Annotated in this window: 20 protein-coding genes; 5 read left to right on the top strand and 15 right to left on the bottom strand. The window is 55.1% G+C overall.

Annotation, left to right across the window (positions count from 1 at the left end):
- Positions 1-26: 26 nt before the first annotated feature.
- Positions 27-1,127 (top strand): hypothetical protein, encoded by a 1,101-nt coding sequence (locus C230_RS0112245; RefSeq protein ID WP_018132334.1) that lies wholly within the window; start codon positions 27-29, stop codon positions 1,125-1,127.
- 41 nt (positions 1,128-1,168) lie between these two features.
- Positions 1,169-1,363 carry a hypothetical protein gene (locus tag C230_RS0112240; protein ID WP_018132333.1) on the top strand — a complete coding sequence of 65 codons (195 nt, stop codon included), beginning with the start codon at positions 1,169-1,171 and terminating at the stop codon, positions 1,361-1,363.
- Positions 1,364-1,451: 88 nt separating this feature from the next.
- Here C230_RS0112240 and C230_RS0112235 read toward each other — a convergent pair whose 3' ends face one another.
- Both C230_RS0112235 and C230_RS0112230 read right to left on the bottom strand, forming a co-directional pair.
- Positions 1,452-2,843, bottom strand: coding sequence for an amino acid permease (locus C230_RS0112235; RefSeq protein WP_018132332.1), 1,392 nt, complete (start codon positions 2,841-2,843; stop codon positions 1,452-1,454).
- A 241-nt stretch (positions 2,844-3,084) separates the two neighbouring features.
- Complete coding sequence (locus tag C230_RS0112230; RefSeq protein ID WP_018132330.1) at positions 3,085-4,170, bottom strand: HD-GYP domain-containing protein; 1,086 nt, start codon at positions 4,168-4,170, stop codon at positions 3,085-3,087.
- 145 nt (positions 4,171-4,315) lie between these two features.
- Between C230_RS0112230 and C230_RS0112225 the strand changes: the two genes are divergently transcribed.
- Together C230_RS0112225 and C230_RS0112220 are read left to right on the top strand one after the other, a co-directional pair.
- A complete protein-coding gene (locus C230_RS0112225) occupies positions 4,316-4,534 on the top strand; it encodes a hypothetical protein (RefSeq protein ID WP_018132329.1) in 219 nt (72 codons plus the stop codon).
- A gap of 41 nt (positions 4,535-4,575) precedes the next feature.
- Positions 4,576-5,226 (top strand): hypothetical protein, encoded by a 651-nt coding sequence (locus tag C230_RS0112220; RefSeq protein WP_018132328.1) that lies wholly within the window; start codon positions 4,576-4,578, stop codon positions 5,224-5,226.
- On the opposite strand, the gene nfsA is transcribed toward C230_RS0112220, so the two are convergent.
- The 7 genes from nfsA to C230_RS0112180 form a co-directional block, all read right to left on the bottom strand.
- Positions 5,227-5,964 (bottom strand): oxygen-insensitive NADPH nitroreductase, encoded by a 738-nt coding sequence (gene nfsA, locus C230_RS0112215; RefSeq protein WP_018132327.1) that lies wholly within the window; start codon positions 5,962-5,964, stop codon positions 5,227-5,229.
- Between the two features lie 90 nt (positions 5,965-6,054).
- On the bottom strand, positions 6,055-6,210 hold the full coding sequence (locus tag C230_RS22600) for a hypothetical protein (protein ID WP_156807447.1): 156 nt from the start codon (positions 6,208-6,210) through the stop codon (positions 6,055-6,057).
- Between the two features lie 50 nt (positions 6,211-6,260).
- Entirely contained in the window at positions 6,261-7,202 is a 942-nt protein-coding gene (locus C230_RS0112205) for an MBL fold metallo-hydrolase (protein WP_018132325.1), read from the bottom strand.
- Between the two features lie 246 nt (positions 7,203-7,448).
- Positions 7,449-9,296, bottom strand: a complete 1,848-nt coding sequence (locus C230_RS0112195) for a DHA2 family efflux MFS transporter permease subunit (protein ID WP_018132324.1) — start codon at positions 9,294-9,296, stop codon at positions 7,449-7,451.
- 16 nt (positions 9,297-9,312) lie between these two features.
- Entirely contained in the window at positions 9,313-9,987 is a 675-nt protein-coding gene (locus C230_RS0112190) for an HlyD family secretion protein (protein ID WP_018132323.1), read from the bottom strand.
- A 9-nt stretch (positions 9,988-9,996) separates the two neighbouring features.
- Entirely contained in the window at positions 9,997-10,437 is a 441-nt protein-coding gene (locus C230_RS0112185; protein ID WP_018132322.1) for a MarR family winged helix-turn-helix transcriptional regulator, read from the bottom strand.
- Positions 10,438-10,549: 112 nt separating this feature from the next.
- Entirely contained in the window at positions 10,550-10,834 is a 285-nt protein-coding gene (locus tag C230_RS0112180; RefSeq protein ID WP_018132321.1) for a hypothetical protein, read from the bottom strand.
- Between the two features lie 156 nt (positions 10,835-10,990).
- On the opposite strand from C230_RS0112180, the gene C230_RS0112175 reads away from it, so the two are divergent.
- Positions 10,991-11,902, top strand: a complete 912-nt coding sequence (locus C230_RS0112175) for a DMT family transporter (protein ID WP_018132320.1) — start codon at positions 10,991-10,993, stop codon at positions 11,900-11,902.
- Between the two features lie 197 nt (positions 11,903-12,099).
- Here the strand turns inward: C230_RS0112175 and C230_RS20300 are convergent, their stop codons facing one another.
- The 6 genes from C230_RS20300 to C230_RS0112135 form a co-directional block, all read right to left on the bottom strand.
- The gene (locus tag C230_RS20300; protein WP_018132318.1) at positions 12,100-12,540 is read right to left on the bottom strand and encodes a hypothetical protein; all 441 of its coding nucleotides are present in this window, start codon (positions 12,538-12,540) and stop codon (positions 12,100-12,102) included.
- 527 nt (positions 12,541-13,067) lie between these two features.
- Entirely contained in the window at positions 13,068-16,418 is a 3,351-nt protein-coding gene (gene icmF / locus C230_RS0112155) for a fused isobutyryl-CoA mutase/GTPase IcmF (RefSeq protein ID WP_018132316.1), read from the bottom strand.
- Positions 16,419-16,602: 184 nt separating this feature from the next.
- Positions 16,603-17,247, bottom strand: a complete 645-nt coding sequence (locus C230_RS0112150; protein ID WP_018132315.1) for a TetR/AcrR family transcriptional regulator — start codon at positions 17,245-17,247, stop codon at positions 16,603-16,605.
- A 622-nt stretch (positions 17,248-17,869) separates the two neighbouring features.
- Positions 17,870-18,667, bottom strand: coding sequence for a YhfC family intramembrane metalloprotease (locus tag C230_RS0112145; RefSeq protein ID WP_018132314.1), 798 nt, complete (start codon positions 18,665-18,667; stop codon positions 17,870-17,872).
- Positions 18,668-18,713: 46 nt separating this feature from the next.
- Complete coding sequence (locus tag C230_RS0112140; protein ID WP_018132313.1) at positions 18,714-18,917, bottom strand: YqgQ family protein; 204 nt, start codon at positions 18,915-18,917, stop codon at positions 18,714-18,716.
- A 272-nt stretch (positions 18,918-19,189) separates the two neighbouring features.
- Entirely contained in the window at positions 19,190-20,386 is a 1,197-nt protein-coding gene (locus C230_RS0112135) for an ABC transporter substrate-binding protein (protein ID WP_018132312.1), read from the bottom strand.
- Between the last annotated feature and the right edge of the window lie 239 nt (positions 20,387-20,625).

The raw sequence follows: 20,625 nt of genomic DNA, 5'->3' as shown, positions 1-20,625 counted from the left end.
GCAGCCAAGCGAGAGGAAGGATCAAGATGGAGCGCTTTGCATTCATACTTCACCCGTTACGCTATCAGGACTTCGCCCGCAAAAGCCGGCTGCTGCGCTGCATCCCCGGCGTGGTTCTGGAACACGGGTGCAAACACCTGAAACCCTGGTGTGTATCGCACATCCGGGGCCTCCAGTCGATCACCGGCACACAGGCGGAAGGCTGGTTTATTGTGGTGCCGTTGACTCCCCGCATGATTTTGCAAAGCAAGCGGTCATTCGTGATCGACCGGATCGTCCACGCGTGCGAATTGGCGGAGCAATTGGGGGCGGGCATCGTCGGCCTCGGCGCCTTTTTAAAAATCGCCAGCGGCCACGGCACCGAGGTCGCCAAGCGTGTAGGCATCCCGGTGACAACGGGCAACAGCTACACGGCGGCGTCGGCGATCGAAGGGACGATCAAGGCAGCCTTGCGGATGGGCATCGAGCCGAAACGGGCACGGGCGGTCGTCATTGGAGCGACCGGCAACATCGGTTCCGTCTGCAGCCGCTTGCTGAGCCCGCATGTCGGCGAACTGACGCTTGTAGCGCGTGATGTCACACGGCTTGAAGCATTGGCCGATTCGTTGCAAAACAACGTCCGGATCGAAACTGATGTTAACCGTGCCGTGCGCGGCGCCGATATGATCATGACCGTCAGTTCGGCGATCGACACGCTGATCGATCCCGATCTGCTAAAACCGGGGGCGGTGATTTGCGATGTGGCCCGTCCCCGCAACGTGTCGGAACATGTCTATACGAAACGTCCAGACGTGCTGGTGATCGATGGCGGCGTGATTTCCGTCCCGGGAGAGCATCTTGACTTCGGCCTGAATTTTGGCTTTCCTCCGAAAACAGCCGAAGCATGCATCGCAGAAACGATGATGTTGGCACTCGAACGGCGCTATGAATGCTTTACGCTGGGCGACCACATCGATGTGCACCAGGTGCAAACGATTCATGGGCTGGCTCACAAACACGGGTTTCAGATCGCCGGCTTTCGCCGTTTCGAAAAAGCGATCAGCGAGCAGGAACTCGAGCAAATCCGCCGCCGGGCAGGTCGGCCGGAACCGTTGTTTGCAGGTGAAGTGGCGATCAGCATCGTATGAATCGGCATGCAGATAAACCGTCAGACGAGGGGGAAGCAAACATGGATATCCATGCGATGGAACGCAACGTGCAGGAATTTGTCCGGCAGCGACTGGCGGTCGGCGAGAGCTTTCCGACAGCGTACGATGTGGCATCGCGGCTGGGGATTCCCGTGTCGTTGGCCGATCGCGCGCTGCGCAACCTGAACCCGTCAGGAACGATTTCCTATCCGTACACGCAGAGCACCGAATTTTGATCAAGAAAAACTCGGCTAAAAACCCCGCCACAACATTCCGGCAAAAATCGGGGACCCGGCACACAACAGCCGGGTCCCCAGTTTGTTATCAGTTGTTGGTCGGTTGGTTCAATGTGCTGTGCTGGCGGCTGTAGCCAAAATATATGATGCAGCCAATCACCAGCCAGATCAGGAACGCCGCCCAGGTGTCAAACGGCAATTGCGTCATCAGGAACAGGCAAAAACCGGCGGACAACAGCGGTACAACCGGAACGAACGGAACCCGGAAAGCACGCGGCAGATCCGGCTGCTTGTACCGCAGCACGATCACGCCGATCGAAATCAGCGTAAAAGCGGCGAGCGTTCCGATGTTCACCAGTTCCGCCAATTTGTTGAGAGGGAAAAATCCCCCCAGTACAGCGGCCACAACGCCGACCAGCCACGTGCAGACGTAGGGCGTCCGATACTTCGGATGCACGGTCGAGAACACCTTCGGCAGTAGCCCGTCCCGCGACATTGCGAAGAAAATCCGGGTCTGGCCGTACATCATCACCAACAGCACGGTGGTGATCCCCAGGATCGCGCCAAGCGACACAAACCCTGCTACCCAGTTTTGCCCCGCCGCCTGCAGCACGAGTGAAATCGGAGCCGGATCGTTCAGCTTCGGATACGGCACGATCCCTGTCATCAATGCGGCCACCACGATATACAACAGGGTGCAGATGGCGAGCGACGCGATGATGCCGATCGGCAGATCCCGTTTCGGATTGCGCACCTCTTCCGCCGCAGTTGCGACCGCGTCAAATCCGATGTAAGCGAAGAACACGAACGCGGCTCCGCCAAACACCCCGCTCCAGCCAAACGGCATGAACGGCGTCCAGTTGGCCGGCTTCACATACCAGATGGAAACGGCGATAAACAGCAGAACCACTGTCACCTTGATGACCACCATGATATTGTTCAGGCGGGCCGATTCTTTGACGCCGCGGCTGAGCAGCCAGGTGATCAGGAGCACGATCAGAAACGCCGGCAGATTAAACACGCCGCCGGGTTGGTCAACCGACGCCAGGGCAGGCGGCAGATGGATCCCAAAACCGCTCAACAGTTTCTGAAAATAGCCGGACCAGCCGACGGAAACGGTGCTGACCGCGAGCAAATATTCAAGAATCAGGTCCCAACCGATCACCCAGGCGACCAATTCACCCAAAGTCGCATAACTGTATGTGTACACACTGCCCGAGACCGGCACCGTTGATGCGAACTCCGCATAGCAAAGTGCCGCAAAAGCACAAGCCAAACCGGCGATGATAAACGACAAGATCAGCGCAGGGCCGGCTTTCGTCGCCGCTGCCGTTCCCGTCAGAACGAAAATCCCCGTGCCGATGATGGCTCCGATGCCCAGCATGGTCAGGTCAAACGCACCGAGCGCCCGTTTCAGTTGGTTCCCTTTTTCCTTTTCTTCCAGTAATTTGGAAATGTCTTTTTTGCGAAATAAGCTCATACTCAACTCCCCACTTTGCGTATTCTCTTGTTATTTGCTTTTCTGGAAAAAAGCCTTTTTCATTATAGCAACCATTTCGACAATTTTCTACAGGAATTTTACATAAAAAAATAATAAAATATTAACAAAACAAAAAACGGCCGGAAAAGCCGTTTGTTCAGGAGCGTGATAACTGCCGTCCCTCCCGCTTTTTTAGTCAAATGCATTCGGCAGAGTAAAAATATCCTGTTCAAATCCCTTTTCAAAACGGGTTTTCACAACCTGCGATCATCACCGACAGCCGGGAGGAAAGGTCGATTTCGTAAGGTTCTATCGGTTCTCCCTGCGGATTTTTCAAAACGCGGACGATCGGCCGATGCGGGTATTTGGTGTTGACATCTACCACAACGCCCGATTCCCCGGTGTTCAGCGACACCATCATGCCGACCGGATACACCACGATATGATTGCGGAACGCAGTCATCAAGCCGATATCATACTTGCCGACGGAAGCGAAAATGATATCCAGTGCTTCATGCGGCAAGTATGCTTTCCGGTACGGACGGTTCGTGATCAGAGCGTCGTAAGTGTCAACCAGACCGACGATTTTGCCGTATAGGTGAATTTCGTTTTCCTGCAGCCCGCGCGGGTAGCCGGAGCCGTCGAGCCGCTCGTGGTGCTGCAGGGCGCAGTGCGCGGCCAACAGCGGAATGTCAGGCTGTTCGCGCAAAATTTCATAGCCGTAAGTGGTATGCTTTTTCATTTGCTCAAATTCCGCATCCGTCAGCTTGCCGGGTTTTTCAATAATTTCCGGCGGGATCTGTGTCTTGCCGATGTCATGCAGCATGGCGCCGACGCCCAGTTCGATCAACTGGTTGCGGTTCAGCCCGATAACCATGCCGAGCACGGTTGCATAGATCCCGACATTGACCGAATGAACGTACAAGTGATTGCTCGAGGAATAGATGCCTGACAGGTGCAGCATCAGTTGCTTTTTGCCCTGCAGCTCATGCAAAATGTCCTCAAACATTTTGCGAAACTCCGTCCCCGGTTTGGACAGGGTGAGCGTCCGGTTCCATTTTCTCGCCTCGATCATCCGCGAAAACGTGTGGAAGACGATTTGCGTCGCCCGCTGCCGGGTTTCATGGGATACCGTTTCATCCACGACGAGGTCGTCTGTCCGCGGATCTGCCACATACACCGTCTGCACACCCAACTCCCGCAAGCGTTTGATCATGCTCGCGGTCAATTCCACATTCGTGTTGATAAGAATTTGCCCCGTTTCCGTGTACACCGGCTTGCCCAGTTTATCTCCCGGCTTTAAAGCAGACGTTTGAATGATATGCATTTGCGGTTCACCTTTGGTTGAGAGATACAACATGTCCCTTTTAGTGATTCGTCACCCGCTCCCGCTTGACCTGCAAACGTACAGGCACACGTTGGACGGATTCGACATATGGATAACCAAAAATTTCGCAAGGGAAGGGATGGAAATGGCCGGAAAGTCGCAGGCAAAACCAAGTTCCAAACCGGGGGCAAAAAAGAAAAAAAAGTCCGATCCGCAGCATCACCAACCACAGATGAAAATCGTCACAGTCGACACCTGCATCGCATGTCCGACCCAATGCCAGCGGGGCATCCGCTATATCGGGCAGATGAACCGGCCGGGTGCGATCGGCTACGGCGTTCCCTGCATTCTTACGTTGAAATAAACATACGCTTCCCGTATCATGGGTTCGAGGAGGGTCCAAGCATGTGGCAAACCATTCTCGACCTGTTTACATATCCCGGAAAAACGATCGACCGGCTGCTCGCCGAGAAAAATTATATGCGATCGAACCAAATTTTTTTTCTGACGATGGTGGTCGTCAGCCTGTCGGCCGTTTTGTCCCTCTATTTGCTGCAGACGGGAGTTTCCGCCGTTCGTCCGTGGCTGATCGTACTGGTCGCGATCGGGCCGATCGGGGGGCTTCTGTTTTCCCGCTTTTTGTTTCGGATGTTGGTGCAACTGGCACTGCGGATGGTCAACCGGCACAACTTGCCGAGCGACCCGGCGGAACGGAGGGAGCGGGCCCGCTATCTGTACCTGCTCTATCCGTACCACGTTCTGCCGCTCGTGGTGCCGGCGATCCTGCTGCCGCTGGCAGTCGCCCCGACTGCGCACGATTCCCCCCACCTGCTGGCCAAGCTGGTGCTGATGATCGGAGTCCTGCTGCTCGGCTGCGGCACGTTTGTATTGCAACTGATCGTGATGGTGCACATCGTCAAACGGGTGTATCATGTGTCAGCCGCGCTGGCGTTTTGGGGTCCGCTGTTCGCCTATCTGCTGTTTGCTGTCCTGGCGGGCATTCTCGGGATTACAGTCGGCTTGCTGGGCAAGTTGGCGTTTGGCTTGCTCGGCTGATCAGTCGAAGCGAAATCCCTGCTCCTCCAGAAACGACCGCATATGAGTGCGCACCGGCTGGCGGAATTTGTCAGACATTTCTTTTGACCAAACCGTGTCCCGTTTGCCATTTGTCCGTCTCAGGTAATAATCGCGCATCACCCGGTCGTATGATTCGATTTCCCGTTTGAACTTGCCGGCGTCATATGTATTCTGGTGAAAAATCGCCTCGCTGCCAAGCCGCGGCCGAATCCCCGGATCATGATCCGGCACGCCGACGCACATCCCGAAAATCGGATACACCAACTCGGGCAGCCGCAGCAGTTTTGTCACTTCCCGCGGATTGTTGCGGATGCCGCCGATGTATACAATGCCAAGCCCCATCGACTCGGCGGCAACGGCGGCGTTTTGCGCAGCCAGCGCGGTGTCAACGGTCGCTACGATAAAATTTTCCATCGTGCCGTGCACCATCTCCGTATTTTGCATGGCGCACGCTTCCCGTAAGCGGTACAGGTCGGCACACCACACGAGAAAGAGCGGGCACTGTTCAATGTAGGCCTGGTTGCCGGCGAGCGCCGCCAGCTCTTTTTTCATGTTCGGATCGGTGACGCCGATCACGCTGTAAGCTTGTACATTGCTGGAACTGGACGCCATCTGGGCGGAGCGTACGATCGCTTCCACCTGCTCTTCCGTCAACGGAGTCGGCTTGTACTTCCGTATCGACCTGTGGTTTTGCAAAATTTCAATCGTGCGGTTCATGCTCTCGATCCCTCCATATCTGCTTGATATCCAAGGCCGCCTAAAACAAACCGGATCGTTTCCTCGATCCGCTCGTCAAGCGCCGGCTCTTCACCGGCAGGCATGATTTGCTGATGAAACGAGACGCTGTTGGGAAAGATCGCGGTTGACGACGGCGATTTTCAGCTTCTTCACATTGTCGCTGACACCGTCATAACCGGTCATCCAGACGACACCGAAAACCACCTGGAACATCAGCGCGATCACAATCCCGACGATCGTCGTCGGTGTTTTCAGAAACGCCAGCAGCGCATTTTTTATTGTCCATCCGCTCCTGTGCTCAATCGAATGGTTTCGCCATGCTTGAGGATTCGCAATCTGGAAGAGGGCAACCCGCGCCTTGCCCACTCGGCCTGCAGGCGGTCGAGCGCTTCTCTCGGCGTATCATCCGCCAGCCGAAAAGCGCCGTAATGCATCGGCACAAACGTATCCGCCCCCACGTCCAAATAGGCTTGCACCGCCTCCTCCGGCGTCACATGCTGCGGCGACATGAACCATTCCGGCTCGTAGGCGCCGATTGGCAGCAGCGCCGCATCAACGGCAAACCGCCGGCCGATCTCGTGAAAGCCCCGGAAATACCCGCTGTCACCGGCAAAATAGACCGTTTCCCGCCCGTTTGTGACCACCCAGCCGCCCCAGTGCGAGCGGTTGGTATCCCACAACGTCCGTTTCGACCAGTGCTGGGCGGGGACAAAATGAAACTCCACCCGGCCGATTTTCCTCGACTCCCACCAGCCGAATTCCTCCGTCCGGGGCAGCCTCTTTTTCCGGAACAGGGAACGCAAACCGGCCGGCACCATATGCAGCGGACTGCCTTTCAGCCGCCGCAGGGAGCGGAAGTGCAGGTGGTCGTAATGGCTGTGGGAGATCAGCACCGCGTCGATCGCAGGCAGCTCCGTCAAAGCAAGGCCGGGCGGGGCAAGCCGTTTTTCGAATCCCATCCGGTTCGCCCACACAGGGTCTGTCAGGATGTTGAGGCCCGACAATTGAATCAGAAACGTCGCATGGCCGATCCAGGTGATCGTCGTCTCCGTCCGATTGGCCCGGAGAAATTCGATGTCCACCCGGTCGGCTTGCGGAACCACATAGGACAGATCCTTGACTTTCCGCCGGCGCTCCTGCTGCCACTTGACAAACTCCCGAAACGATCCCGTTGTTTTCGCCTGGTCCAGATTTTCGTAACGCCTTTTGCCTGCCATCTGATCGGATCCTTTCCGTATCGAATTCTCTCTAAACCAGTGTGCCGGAATCCGGCCGGGTATTCAACCGGTCGTAACCCTGATCCGTCCGCATGAAAGCCACCAGCTGCACAGCCCCCCTTTTTGAAACAATCTTTTAATCAAATGTTTAAAACAAACGTTTAAATCGTACCGCACAAAAATTCGCTCTTTCAATAGAACAATGCAGCCCAAAGATTTTGGACTGCGTTGTTTGAGGTGCTGCTGCTATCGATTTTCCTGCCCAGCGGGCTTCGTTCGTTTGATGAAGAAAGCCAGCACCAATGCAACCGCCGTAATGCCGGTCGCGACGAGGAACGCATCGTTGATGCCATCGATCACCGACTGTTTCATCGCAAGGCCGTGCAGAACTTGCGCAGCCAGACCCGCGCCCGCCTGCTGCGGCAAACCGGTTGCAGCCGCCAGCTGCGCCCCGAAACCGCTGATTTTTTGATACAGAATCGGGTTGTCCGCCGTCACCACATTCGAATAATCGGCCAGGTGAACGTTCGCCCGCGTCGACATCACGGTCACCAAAAACGCGGTGCCAAGCGACGCTGCCACCTGCCGCAGCGTGTTTGACATGGCCGTTCCGTGGGCGCTCAATCGGCGCGGCAACTGATTGAGGCCGGCCGTCATGATCGTCATCATCAAAAACGACATGCCAAACATTCGCATGATATACAGCAACAAAATATGGCTGTAGCTCGTATCGGCCGTCAATTTGCTGAACTCCCACGTCGTAATCGTCGTGATCAGCAACCCGGCGACCGCCAGCCAGCGGGCGCCGATCCGGTCAAAAATCGCGCCGGCAATCGGCGTCATAATCCCCATGATCAGGGCGCCCGGCAGCAGCAGCAAACCGGATTCCAGCGGCGTGAAGCCGCGGATGTTTTGCAGATAGATCGGCAGCAGGATCATCGCGGCAAACAGTGCCATGTTGAGAATCGAACTGATGATGGTCGTCAAAAGGAACACATCATATTTGAAAACCCGCAGCTCGAGCATCGGCTTTTCCACGGTCAGTTCCCGCCAAACGAACAGCGCGAGCCCGATCAGCCCAATCCCCAGCGAGATCACCACTTCCCTGCTGCTCCACCCGTTGTTGCCCGCCTCGCTGAACCCGTACAGCAGACCGCCGAACCCCAATGTGGAGAAGACAACTCCCAACACATCCAGCTTCGGGTTGGACAGTTTCGCCACATTTTTCATCCAGGCAGCAGCCAGCAGCAAATCGATCAGTGCGATCGGAATCACAATGTAAAATAGCACACGCCAACTGTAATTTTGTACGATCCAGCCGGACAGCGTCGGGCCGATCGCCGGCGCGAACATCAAAGGTATTCCCATCGCCCCCATCGCCCGGCCCCTTTTTTCCGGCGGAAAGATCATCAGGAACACGGTCATCATCAACGGCATGATGATGCCGGCGCCGACCGCCTGGATCAGCCGTCCCGCCAGCAGCACACCGAACGTCGGCGCCACTGCGCACAGCACCGCGCCGACCGTGAAGAAAATCATCGCCGCCATGAACAGCTTGCGCGTGCCGAATTTTTCAATCAGAAACGCGGTCAGGGGAATCAGCACCCCGTTGACCAGCATAAAGCCGGTGATCAACCATTGGACCGTGTTGGCCGAGACATTGAAATCGCTCATCAGATGCGGAATCGCCACATTGATCAGCGTCTGATTGAGGATCGCCACAAACGCGCCGGCCATCAGGACGGCAACAATCGGACCGGGCTTGATCGCTTCGTCCGGCTGCGGCTCCACTGCCGCCTTGCTAAGATGCGGCTCTGTTGCCGGCGCACTCGGGGACAGCACCGGCTGCCCCGGCGTGGCTTTTGAGTCACCCGTCTGAGCAGCCGTTTGCAGATCCGGCTTCGCCTCCCCTGCCTGCTGCTGTTTTCCGGGCTCATACAGTTTCCTCGCCGCGGAAGGTTTCTCCGGCTCCAGCGGTTTGGCCATTTGGCCAACCGGTTCTGTTCGTGCGGACGGCTGGCGCCGCAGCAGTCTGTTCACCCCCGCCAGCACCAACAACGAAAACAGGATATATCCAATGAAGTATCCGGACATCCCAGCATCCGCCTCTCTACTTGTGGATTCGGACGGTGACGTTCATGCCCGGCATCAGTTTCAATCCTTTGTATCCGTCAAACGTGATCGTAACGGGTATCACCTGGGTCACTTTTGTGTAGTTGGCGGTGTTGTTGGAACTGGGCAGCAGGGAAAATGTGTTCGCGGTGGCCAGGCCGATTCGGTTGACTTTCCCTTTCAGCGTCGTGCCGAGATAAGCATCGACATACACATCCACGTCTTGCCCAACTTTCACATCATTGATGTCGGTTTCCTTGATGTTTGCGGTCACCCACAGGTGATCGAGGTCGAACGCATGCGCAAGCGGTGTGCCGGGCGTCACAAACGAATTTTTGACAGCCGTTTGTTCGACGATCGTAGCGCTCATCGGAAACGTAATATCTGTCCGTACCGGTCCGGCCGCCGCTGCCGCTGTCGGCGCTCCGCCAGCCACCTGGATGGTGCCGACCCGTTCGCCCGCCTGATAGGTCTTGCCGACTTCCCCGTTCCAATCGACCAGCTGCCCGGCTGCTGTCGCGGCGATCGTGATCGGCTGCCCGTCGATTTTTGCGTTATCGGTTGTCAGATAGGTGGCCGACTGGTTCAGGAAGTACCAACCGGCGAAGCCGCCCCCCACCAGCAAAACGAGAATGATGATGTTGACTGCGAGCAAACGGCGAAAATTGTTCATAACAAAAAATCAGTCCTCCTCGATCTCGATTTTCCGCAAAATTTGCCGATGAATCCGCAACAGCGTCTGCACATCCTCATCGGGCAGCTCCAGCAGTACCGACAGGCGTTTCACCAAGACGGAGTCTGGCGCGACGAACTGTTGCAGTTTCTCCCGTCCTTTGTCGGTGATCACAAGCGAAATCGCCCGTCGGTCGTGCGGCGGCGTCTCCCGCACGATCAGGCCGGCCTTCACCAGCCGGTCCACCACACCGCTTATCGTGCTGTTGGTCAAATGCACCCGGTCTGCCAATTCTCCCAATCCGATGTTGGGATGTTTCGAGATGATGAACAGACACCACAACTGGACGCCCGTCAAACCGGCCGCTTCGGCGCTTTCACGGAAGATGCGCTTGAACGCGCGCGTGATTTTCCAGAAGGAACGAATCAGCTCGTGGTTGAAGACATCCATCGGATCCTCCTTTGATCGCACAGAAATAGTTTCACAAAAAAAAATTCGTATACAAAACATTTATCACACCCAAACGAAAAAAGCAACCCCGCTCGTTGCCGACAGGTTTGCTTCAAATCTCCGCCTCATCCGTGGTATGCCGCTGCCAATAGCCTTTAAAATCGAAGTATTCCTGGCTGATTTGCTTTACCTGTTGCAGCTTTTCGATCAGTCCGTCGATGTCGCATGTATGCACAGTACCGGTCATCCCATGCCCTTCCTCGGTCTTTGTGCGCAAATGGATTTCCATGCAGCCGTCCCAACGCACGTTCGCGTCCATCCACCCGTCCGAATGTTCCAGCTCGATCGCGACGCTCTCGCCGTCGTCCCGCTTATGTTGCTGTTTGACGATCCACATCCGCACTCACCGTCCTATCGTGTTTCACATCTTGTATCTATATGCCCCATTCCCGGGGAAATATGCGAAAATGAAGTATGGCGCGATCTTTGGATGAAATTTATAATAAGTTCAGAATTGCAACCCGCATCGATCCGCACACCTGGAGGAATTTGTATGAATCCGTTTTATTTGGGTGCTGTCTACGTAATTCTGTCGGCGGCAGGATTCGGGCTGTTGCCGATTTTTGCATTGTATGCGTACCAGGGGGGAGCCAGTGTTACCACTCTGCTGTTTTTGCGATTTTCCATCGCCAGCCTGTTTTTCTTTACATACCTGTTTGCGAAAACGAAAGGATACCGCCTGACAGCTCGCCAATTCATGTCGCTGTTTCTGCTGGGGGGAATCTTCTACACCATCCAGTCGAGCCTGTATTTTTTATCCGTAAAATATATCCCGACCTCACTGGCCGCTTTGCTTCTGTATATGTATCCGGTGTTTGTCGCGGCGCTCGCATTTTTTGTCGAACATGAAAAGCTGTCCAGGCAAACGATTCTGTCGATTTGCCTGACGATTACCGGCGTCGCCATCGTTCTCGGTGCCCCGATCGACAGAATCAACATCGTGGGCGTGTTGTGCGCGGTCGGCGCGGCACTCACGTACTCGTGCTATATTGTGTTCGGCAACCGGGTGGTGGCGCAAATTCCGCCGGTTACCACCAGTGCGTTTATCTCTTTCTTCGCCGCTTTCGCCCTGTTGGTGCTTGGTATCGCCACCGGCAGCCTGAACCTCGAAATGAGCCGCCAGGCTTGGGTATCTGTGGTGGGCATCGCATTGGTGTCGACCGTTCTGTCGATCCTGGCCTTTTTTGCCGGCGTCCGTGTGATCGGCTCGACCAAGGCGTCTATCCTTAGTTCGCTGGAACCGGTGGTGACGATCGTCTGCTCTTCCTTGTTGTTCGAGGAGCGGTTGACCTGGCTTCAGTCAGTCGGGGGGTGCATGGTATTGGTAGGCACCGTGCTCGTGGTGTGGATGCAAAAGAAAGTTCTGAGCGAGACAAGCCTGAACCAAACTTACAAAAACAACTAAGAGGACCCCGATTCCCATCAGGGTCCCTTACATATTTACGCTATGAAAGTTACTTTTTGCGGGATCTGTAGAGTAAAATTCCGACACCCAATATCGCGACAACCATGATCAAAAGCACAATCTGGAAAAAGATCGTTCCCGGATACATCTCCATCTACATTCCCCCTCTTACAGAATTAACGATGGAATGTCCCCCGTTAATAGTTACATTCATCCCAATAATTATTCCCGCCAACTTTGAGTTTTAGTATATATGTGGTGGATGTAACACCATTGTACGCCACCCACCGCAACACGGCTTCTGCTGGACCGTTAAGATCTTCCCATGCTTTGGTGAGATTTAATGAAACATCACTGATCGATCCGGCTGACCAAACCTGGGCATCATAAACGCGTGAGATGTAGTCGTCCCCGCCGTTAACCAGCGTAAAATCAGCTTGAAATCTACCTTCACAATACCACCGTGTTTCTTTTACGGTCATGTTTGTAAAGTTGCAATATCCTGTTCCACAGCTAGTCGTTCCACCATCTACGCTCTGAATAATCATGGAGCCATCAGGAAAAGTGTATCTTGTTTCACGACTCGTGGGAGTGGTCTTCACTTCTTTTTTGGCCAGTGGCAACATTTCCGGTTTCATGGAATCCCACTTTTCGCCTCTTTTTAGTTTATTAATCAGTTTCTTTTAAATTGCCTCGTCAACACCTGACTCCTTCATGTTTTTGATTACTCTCTGTTCGTCTTGAAGATGTCAGTGAAAACTTGTCAGGGATTAAAATTGCCGCAGGTTCGATTTCAAACTGGCTAGAATTCGTAGTTGTGAAATCTACCGGGGTACTAATCTGATCGGCAGAGTTTTTTGGTTGAGCAAACGACAGAGACTCCATGCTGGTCAGCAGTATTACAGCAGACAGGACAGCCACTACCATTTTCTTCAACATTTGTAACTACTCCAATCTTTTTTGCGATGTATTGACTATATTCTACGTAAACTCATGGTATTCCTGCCTATTTCATGTCTATTTCAAAAAATTTTTTCTTTCCATCACTCTGCATTCTTTATTTTTATTTGTTAAATTATTTTTATGTATAATTTAAAAAAAGCCCGCCACCGCCGGCATGTTGCCGGGTTGACGGACTTTCTCCGAAGCGACGTACTTTCATCTTTTACATATTCCGCCGGTATTGGCCGCCGACCTCATACAGCGCTTGCGTGATCTGGCCGAGCGAGCAGTATTTGACCGTTTCCATCAACTCCGCAAAAATGTTGCCGCCGCTTTGTGCCACCTGCTTCAGCCGCTGCAGCATTTCCGGCGCCTTGTCTTTGTTCCGCTCCTGGAACTCGCGCAGATTCGCAATTTGCAGTTCCTTCTCTTCCCTTGTGGCGCGGGCGAGTTCCACCTTCGGCGCCTCCGCCTCGCCTGCCAGCGCCTTCGGATTGAGGAACGTGTTGACGCCGATGATCGGCAGTTCGCCGCTGTGTTTCAACTGTTCGTAATACATCGATTCTTCCTGGATTTTGCCGCGCTGGTACTGCGTTTCCATCGCCCCGAGCACGCCGCCGCGGTCGTTGATCCGCATGAATTCGGCCAGCACCGCCTCTTCCACCAGATCGGTCAACTCCTCGATGATAAACGAGCCTTGCAGCGGATTCTCGTTTTTCGCCAGGCCAAATTCCTTCGTGATGATCATCTGGATCGCCATCGCGCGCCGCACCGACTCTTCCGTCGGCGTCGTGATCGCTTCGTCATACGCGTTCGTGTGCAAGCTGTTGCAGTTGTCGTAGATCGCGATCAGCGCCTGCAGCGTCGTCCGGATGTCGTTGAAATCGATCTCCATCGCATGCAGCGAACGGCCCGACGTCTGAATGTGGTACTTCAGCTTCTGCGAACGCTCGTTGCCGCCGTACTTGTGCTTGATGACAGTCGCCCAGATCCGCCGCGCCACCCGGCCCATTACACTGTATTCCGGATCCATGCCGTTCGAGAAGAAGAACGACAGGTTCGGCGCAAAATCGTCAATGTGCATGCCGCGGCTCAGGTAGTATTCGACGTAGGTGAACGCGTTCGCCAGCGTAAACGCCAGCTGCGAGATCGGATTCGCCCCCGCCTCCGCGATATGGTAGCCGGAAATCGAGACCGAATAGTAATTGCGCACTTTGTGATCGATGAAGTATTGCTGGATATCCCCCATCATCCGCAGCGCAAACTCGGTCGAGAAAATACAGGTGTTCTGCCCCTGGTCCTCTTTCAGGATATCCGCCTGCACGGTTCCCCGTACGGTCGACAGGGTGTAGGCCTTAATCTGTTCATACTCCTCCGCATTCGGCTGGCGGCCATTTTTCTCGACAAACTTCTGCACCTGCTGGTCGATCGCCGTGTTCATAAACATCGCCAGCAAAATCGGCGCCGGGCCGTTGATCGTCATCGACACCGAAGTGGACGGGTCGCACAGGTCGAAACCGGCGTACAGCTTCTTCATGTCGTCCAGCGTGCAGACCGACACGCCCGATTCGCCGATTTTCCCGTAGATGTCCGGGCGGGTATCCGGGTCGTGGCCGTACAGCGTGACCGAATCAAACGCGGTCGACAGCCGCTTGGCCGGATCGTTTTTGCACAGGTAATGGAAGCGGAGGTTCGTCCGCTCCGGCGTCCCTTCACCGGCGAACTGGCGTTTCGGGTCCTCCCCTTCCCGTTTGAACGGGAACACGCCTGCCGTGTAGGGAAACTCGCCTGGCACGTTTTCCTTCAAGCTCCATTTCAGGATTTCGCCCCAATCCGCAAAATCGGGCAGCGCGATCTTCGGAATCCGCAAGCCGGACAGCGAAGTGTGGAACAGTTTTGTGCGAACTTCCTTATCCCGCACTTTGGTCACAAACTCGTCCTGGCGGTAGGTTTCCTTCAGCTTCGGCCAATTTTCCAAGATGCGTTTGCATTCGGGATGCAGCATGCCGTCAAAATGGGCGATCTGCTGATCGAGCGACTGCAGAAGCTTCGCGTCCGCACCGGCCGCCGCCAGCGTCTCCTTCGCCCCATGCAGCTGGTACAGCTTGCGGGCGATCGCCACCTGCTCGTCGGTGAATTTCTTGTAGTTGCGCACCGTGTTGACGATCTCCGCCAGATACATCGTGCGGTCAGGCGGCACGATATAATTTTTGCGGCTTCTCGTCTCGCGGATTTCCAGCGACGATTGCCAATCGGTGCCGCATTTCCGGTTGATCGTATCGATCAGCGCCCGGTACAAAACATTCGTCCCCGGATCGTTAAACTGGCTGGCGATCGTGCCGTAGACCGGGAGTTCCTCCTCTTTCACATGGAACAGATTGTGGTTGCGCTGATACTGTTTGCGCACGTCGCGCAGCGCGTCTTCCGACCCTTTCCGCTCAAACTTGTTGATCGCAATCAGGTCGGCGTAGTCGAGCATGTCGATTTTTTCAAGCTGGGACGGCGCCCCGAACTCGGATGTCATCACATACAGCGACACATCGGCGATCTCGGTAATTCCAGCGTCACCTTGGCCGATTCCGGATGTTTCGACGATGATCAAATCGAATCCGGCTGCTTTCACCACGTTGATCGCATCGGTGATGGCCGCCGACAGCTCCGACCTGGACTTGCGGGTCGCCAGCGAACGCATGTACACACGCGGGTTGTGGATCGAGTTCATGCGGATGCGGTCGCCAAGCAGCGCACCGCCCGTTTTTTGCTTGGACGGGTCGACCGACAGGATCGCCACCGTCTTATCGGCAAAATCGTTCAAAAACCGGCGTACCAATTCATCCGTCAGCGAGGATTTGCCGGCTCCGCCCGTCCCGGTAATGCCGACGACCGGCACATCAGCCGCCTTCTCCTTGACCGTTGCCAAAATCGCTTCCGCCGCCGGGGCGATCTCCGCCGCACCATGGTTTGCCGCGCTCCCGGCTGCAGCCGCCTGTCCGGCACCCGGGCCGTTGCCGGCCGCCCCCGCGGAAGCGGCAGCCTCCTTCGTTCTCACCGCCTCTTCCGCCAACGTGATCAGGCGGGCGATCGCCAGCGAATTTTTCTCGTGCAGCTGCTCCACTTCGTTCTGCAGATCGCGGACGGTCGGAAAATCGGTCTCCTGCAGCATGTGGTTGATGATCCCCTGCAGTCCCATCCGCCGCCCGTCTTCCGGCGAATAGATCTTGGTAATGCCATACGCTTCCAGTTCCCGGATTTCCTCCGGCACGATCACGCCGCCGCCGCCGCCGAAAATCTTGATGTGGCCGGCCCCTTTTTCCTGCAGCAGGTCGTACATGTACTTGAAATATTCCATGTGCCCGCCCTGGTAGGAACTGACGGCAATTCCCTGCACATCCTCCTGGATGGCGGCGTTCACCACTTCCTCAACCGAACGGTTGTGCCCCAGGTGAATCACTTCCGCGCCGGACGCCTGCAGAATCCGCCGGAAAATGTTGATCGACGCATCATGCCCGTCAAACAGACTGGACGCTGTGACAAAACGGATTTTATGTTTCGGACGATACACGGTGGTTTCCATCAAATGCTCCTCCTTCTCCCCTTGTTTCTACCAAACAACCGGTCGGCAACGCGCGTACAAAATCGCGGTCCACAGTTCGCCGAATGGATCGGCGACGCATGTACATTCGCAAGCCCTCCGTCGCAACCCCGCCGCGTTCAGGAGCAGCTCCGGTTCGTCCAAGCGGAGTCCTGACTCAATCGCCTCAGGTGGCCACCTGGTCTTTTGGCTGCATCCCTTGCAAAATCAGGCTGGTCTGATGCTGCGTATACTCATCCAGCGTGTAATGGCGGCCGAGCGCCCAGCGGCGGAACGCCCACATCTGGCCCAGCACCACGATGTTGTGCGCCATCAGCTTGACGGAACCGGGTTCCAGCAACAGTGAGCCGTCCGCAATCCCCCGTTCCAGGATTCGCTCAAAGCGGCTGGTGATCTCCTCTTCCTTCGCAAGCACATAGCGGAGCATCTCGCCGGGAAGCGACTTCAACTCCTGGTAGATCAGCAGCACATAGTCCTGCATGCGATCCATCACACGGAAAAAGTCGCGAATCGCGTTGACCAGCGTATCCCGGCCCGTATGCCCGTGTGTCATCTCCTCATCCAACTGCTGCAGAACATCGGTGTGGATAAAGTCGCAGACCAGATAGAGAACGTCTTCTTTTGACTGGATGTATTCATACAGCGTCCCGATCCCGAGTCCGCTTTTGCGGGCAATCTCGCGAGTGGTCGTCTTGTGAAACCCTTTCTCCACGAACAGATCGACGGCAGCCCGGATGATCTGCCCCCGGCGGATTTTCACCAGTTCTTGATCCTTTACCAAAGAAGGAATCGGTTTGCTTTTGTTTGCCACGCACAGCCCCTCTTTTCCAGCCGCCGAACGCGCGGTCGGACGGTCTCGCTTTCGGAACCGCAGCAGCCAGTGGCAGCGATGGCGGACACCGTCACGAACCCCCCTCGACCGAGCGCTCGTTCAGGAATGTTACTTTTATACTACCCGGTTTTCACAAGATTCGTCAATAAGTGATGCAGCAAAATTCGATCAATGCATGTTTGGGGGAAGCGGTTGAATAGAAAAACCGCCAGCCCCACCTTCGCTGACGGCCATGATGACCACCTCTGTCATCTTTCCTGTATGGAACAACACCACCGGTCCGCACGATCCTTGCGTCCCGGCAGCGGTATCCGGTAGGGGGGGCACTCATGGGGAGTGCCAGTGATCGGGATGTGAAACTGCCAGCCGCTTCACAATTTCATCGTACAACGGAAATATTGCGGTTCGGTTGACAGTTTGTAGCGAATTTGTAAAAAAAGAAAGGCCGAAGCCCCGTTCAACGCTTCGGCCCGTGACAACCACTCTTTGTTGCCTTGCCTATTGATGGCTCGCCGTCAGAATATTGCCTAACACGCCGACAGCGGCACGTAATTTTATCATACACTCTTTGCTGGATGAAATCAAGCAGCAAAATCGTCCATCAGTGGACATGCAGCGAACGATCCGTCCTAATTATATCCATTTGAACGCGTTCTTTTGCAATCAAACGTGACATCCACAACCATCCGGCAACCGCCACCGCCGTCAGCAGCACCTCCGCCAGCAGCGTGCTGCCGGTGAATTTTGCAAACAGGACAACGCCCGCATCGATCGCCATATGGACGACCACCGCGATCAAAAAATACGAGAACCGTTTCCGCGTATACGCCACATACACCAGCAAACTCATCGTCACATGAGCGATCAGCGCCATCACCCGTTCATAAGCTCCGGCAAAATTCAGATACCACGGTCCGTTCAGGTTGGTTTGCGCCGCCAATGCAGCCATCTGATCGGGCGGGATGGCAATCTGTTGATGTGTAGCCAGATAGGTCACGATACTGGCCGAAATGATGCTGACACCCACCAGCAGCGCGCTCTCGATTCCGCCGTGGCCCATCCCCAATGCGACGCCGTCGCCTACAGTCGGTTTTTTCACGAAAAATCGGTACGCCAGGTAGCGCCCCGTCTCCTCAAACAGACCTGCTGTTAGCCCGGACAACAAGGTGAACCAGACCAACATCCACCCCTCTGCTGCATGTTCGCGCATCCAAGCAGCAAGCGGGATTTGCCACGGCAGCCGCAGCAGGATCTGAAAGATGAAAAACGTCAGCGCACCGATCCAGAAAATCCGCCAGCGGGAGGGAAGTTTTCGTTTCACCACCAGAAACGAAAGAAACGGCAACACAATGCAGAACAGTCCCGCCGCAAGCAGACAGGCCAATTGGAACACACTCATTTTCGCGCCACCTCAGCTCTCGGTTTGCTTCTTGCGCTTTCTTCCATCAAGTATTATGATGCTGGTTTGCCAATACTTGCTTAATCATCAGCCGCGCCTTGAGGTATTCTTCCTCTTCGATCAGCTTCATTTCGTACAAGTCTTCCAGTTCCGCCTCCATCAGCACCGCATCGTCCAACTCGTTTCCCGTATAGACAAAAATCTGAAACCGCTTCAGCAACTGCCGTACTTCGTACAGAGACTTCCGCATCCGATTCCACCCACCCGCTATCAAAATTCCCTCCCATTTTCCTCCCATTATAGTGCAACAGGATACAGCTTTCCATCGCCCGCCGCTCCCTCTGCAGCAAGCGGGAGATCGCGGGACACATGCCACCAGTCTTCCGGCGATTCCGCGTATCCTGCCGTCCCTTCCGGAGGCAAACGGGAAGTTCCCCAGGCGGCTCTCGGCGGAAAGTCAATAAAGTCAACAAAAACGGGAGGCTTTCGCCCTTTCGGGTGTCAGCCCCCCGTTCGTCAGAGTTACGGATTTACCTTTCCTTTGAATACTTGTTTGCCGTCTTTGTACTCCAGTACAACGGCCGATTTCACAGGGTCGTGGTTCTCATTGAGCGTGATGGAACCGGTCGCCGCTTTGAAATCTTTGGTCGCTGCAAGCGCGTCTTTGATTTTCGCCGGATCGGTGCTGCCGGCCCGCTTGATCGCGTCCGCCAGCATCTTCATTGCATCGTAACCGAGAACCGCCATCGCATCCGGTGTTTCGCCGTTGTATTCTTTCTTGAACGACTGGACGAACTGCTGGACTTCCGGCGAGTTGTCATCCGGCGCATAGTGGTTGGAGATGTAAGTGTTGTTCAGGTTCTCCTTGCCGGCGATGTCGATCAGCTGCGGAGCGTCCCAACCGTCGCCGCCCATAAACGGAGCGGTGATTCCCAGTTCACGGCCCTGTTTGATGATTTTGCCGACCTCTTCATAGTAGCCAGGGACGTAGATCACATCCGGTTTCTTTTCCTTGATGCGGGTGAGCACCGCCTTGAAGTCGGTGTCTTTCTGCTGATAGGATTCTTTCGCCAAAATCTGGCCGCCGTTCTTGGTAAAGGTTTCTTCAAAGAACTTGGTCAGGCCTTTTGAATAGTCACTCGACGTATCGGTGTAGATCACCGCCGTCTTCGCCTTCAGCTCTTTCGTTGCGAAATCGGCCATCACCTTGCCCTGGAACGGGTCGATGAAGCAAGCCCGGAACACCCACTCATTGACCTTGCCGGTCCGCTCGTCAACCGTTACTTTCGGGTTGGTGGCGGAAGAAGTGATCAACGGAATCTTCTTCTCCATCGCTACCGGCACTGCCGCCAGTGTGTTGGTGGAAGTGGTGGCCCCGATCAAAGCGACCACTTTATCGTTCGAAATCAGTTTTTGCGCCGCGCGGGCGGATTCGTCGTTTTTGGACGCGTTGTCGGCGTCGATAATCTGAATTTGCTTGCCGAGCACCCCGCCTGCTGCGTTAATCTCCTTGACGGCCAGTTTGACGCCTTTCAACGCCGATGTACCGAACGCCGCTTGACCGCCGGTCATCTCAAAGTCGGTGCCAATCTTGATCGTGTCCCCGGAGCTGCTGCCTCCCCCGGCGTTGCCGTTTGCCTGCTGCTTACCGCCGCAGCCTGCCAATGCGCCAAGCGCCAGTGCCGCGATGGCGGTTGCGGTTATCAGTTTTTTCTTCATCCCACTTGACCCCTTTCTACTTTTTTCCTCTCTTTCGATTTCCGGTAAAAATCTGAATAATGCACGAACTCATACTACAATATCGGTGGAAAACAATCACCTGCCGTGGATGACGTTTTTTGCAAAACAGCTCGCACAATCACGCTCAATCTTTCGTTTTCATCACCCCCTACACAGATGTAATCTTTTTCTACTTTTCTATAAAAAAGTGCTAAAAGTATAGAAGTTTGGGAAAAGCT

The organism is Effusibacillus pohliae DSM 22757 (genome assembly GCF_000376225.1).
Taxonomy (GTDB): Bacteria; Bacillota; Bacilli; order Tumebacillales; family Effusibacillaceae; genus Effusibacillus; species Effusibacillus pohliae.
This window is presented reverse-complemented; position numbering and strand designations above follow the sequence as displayed.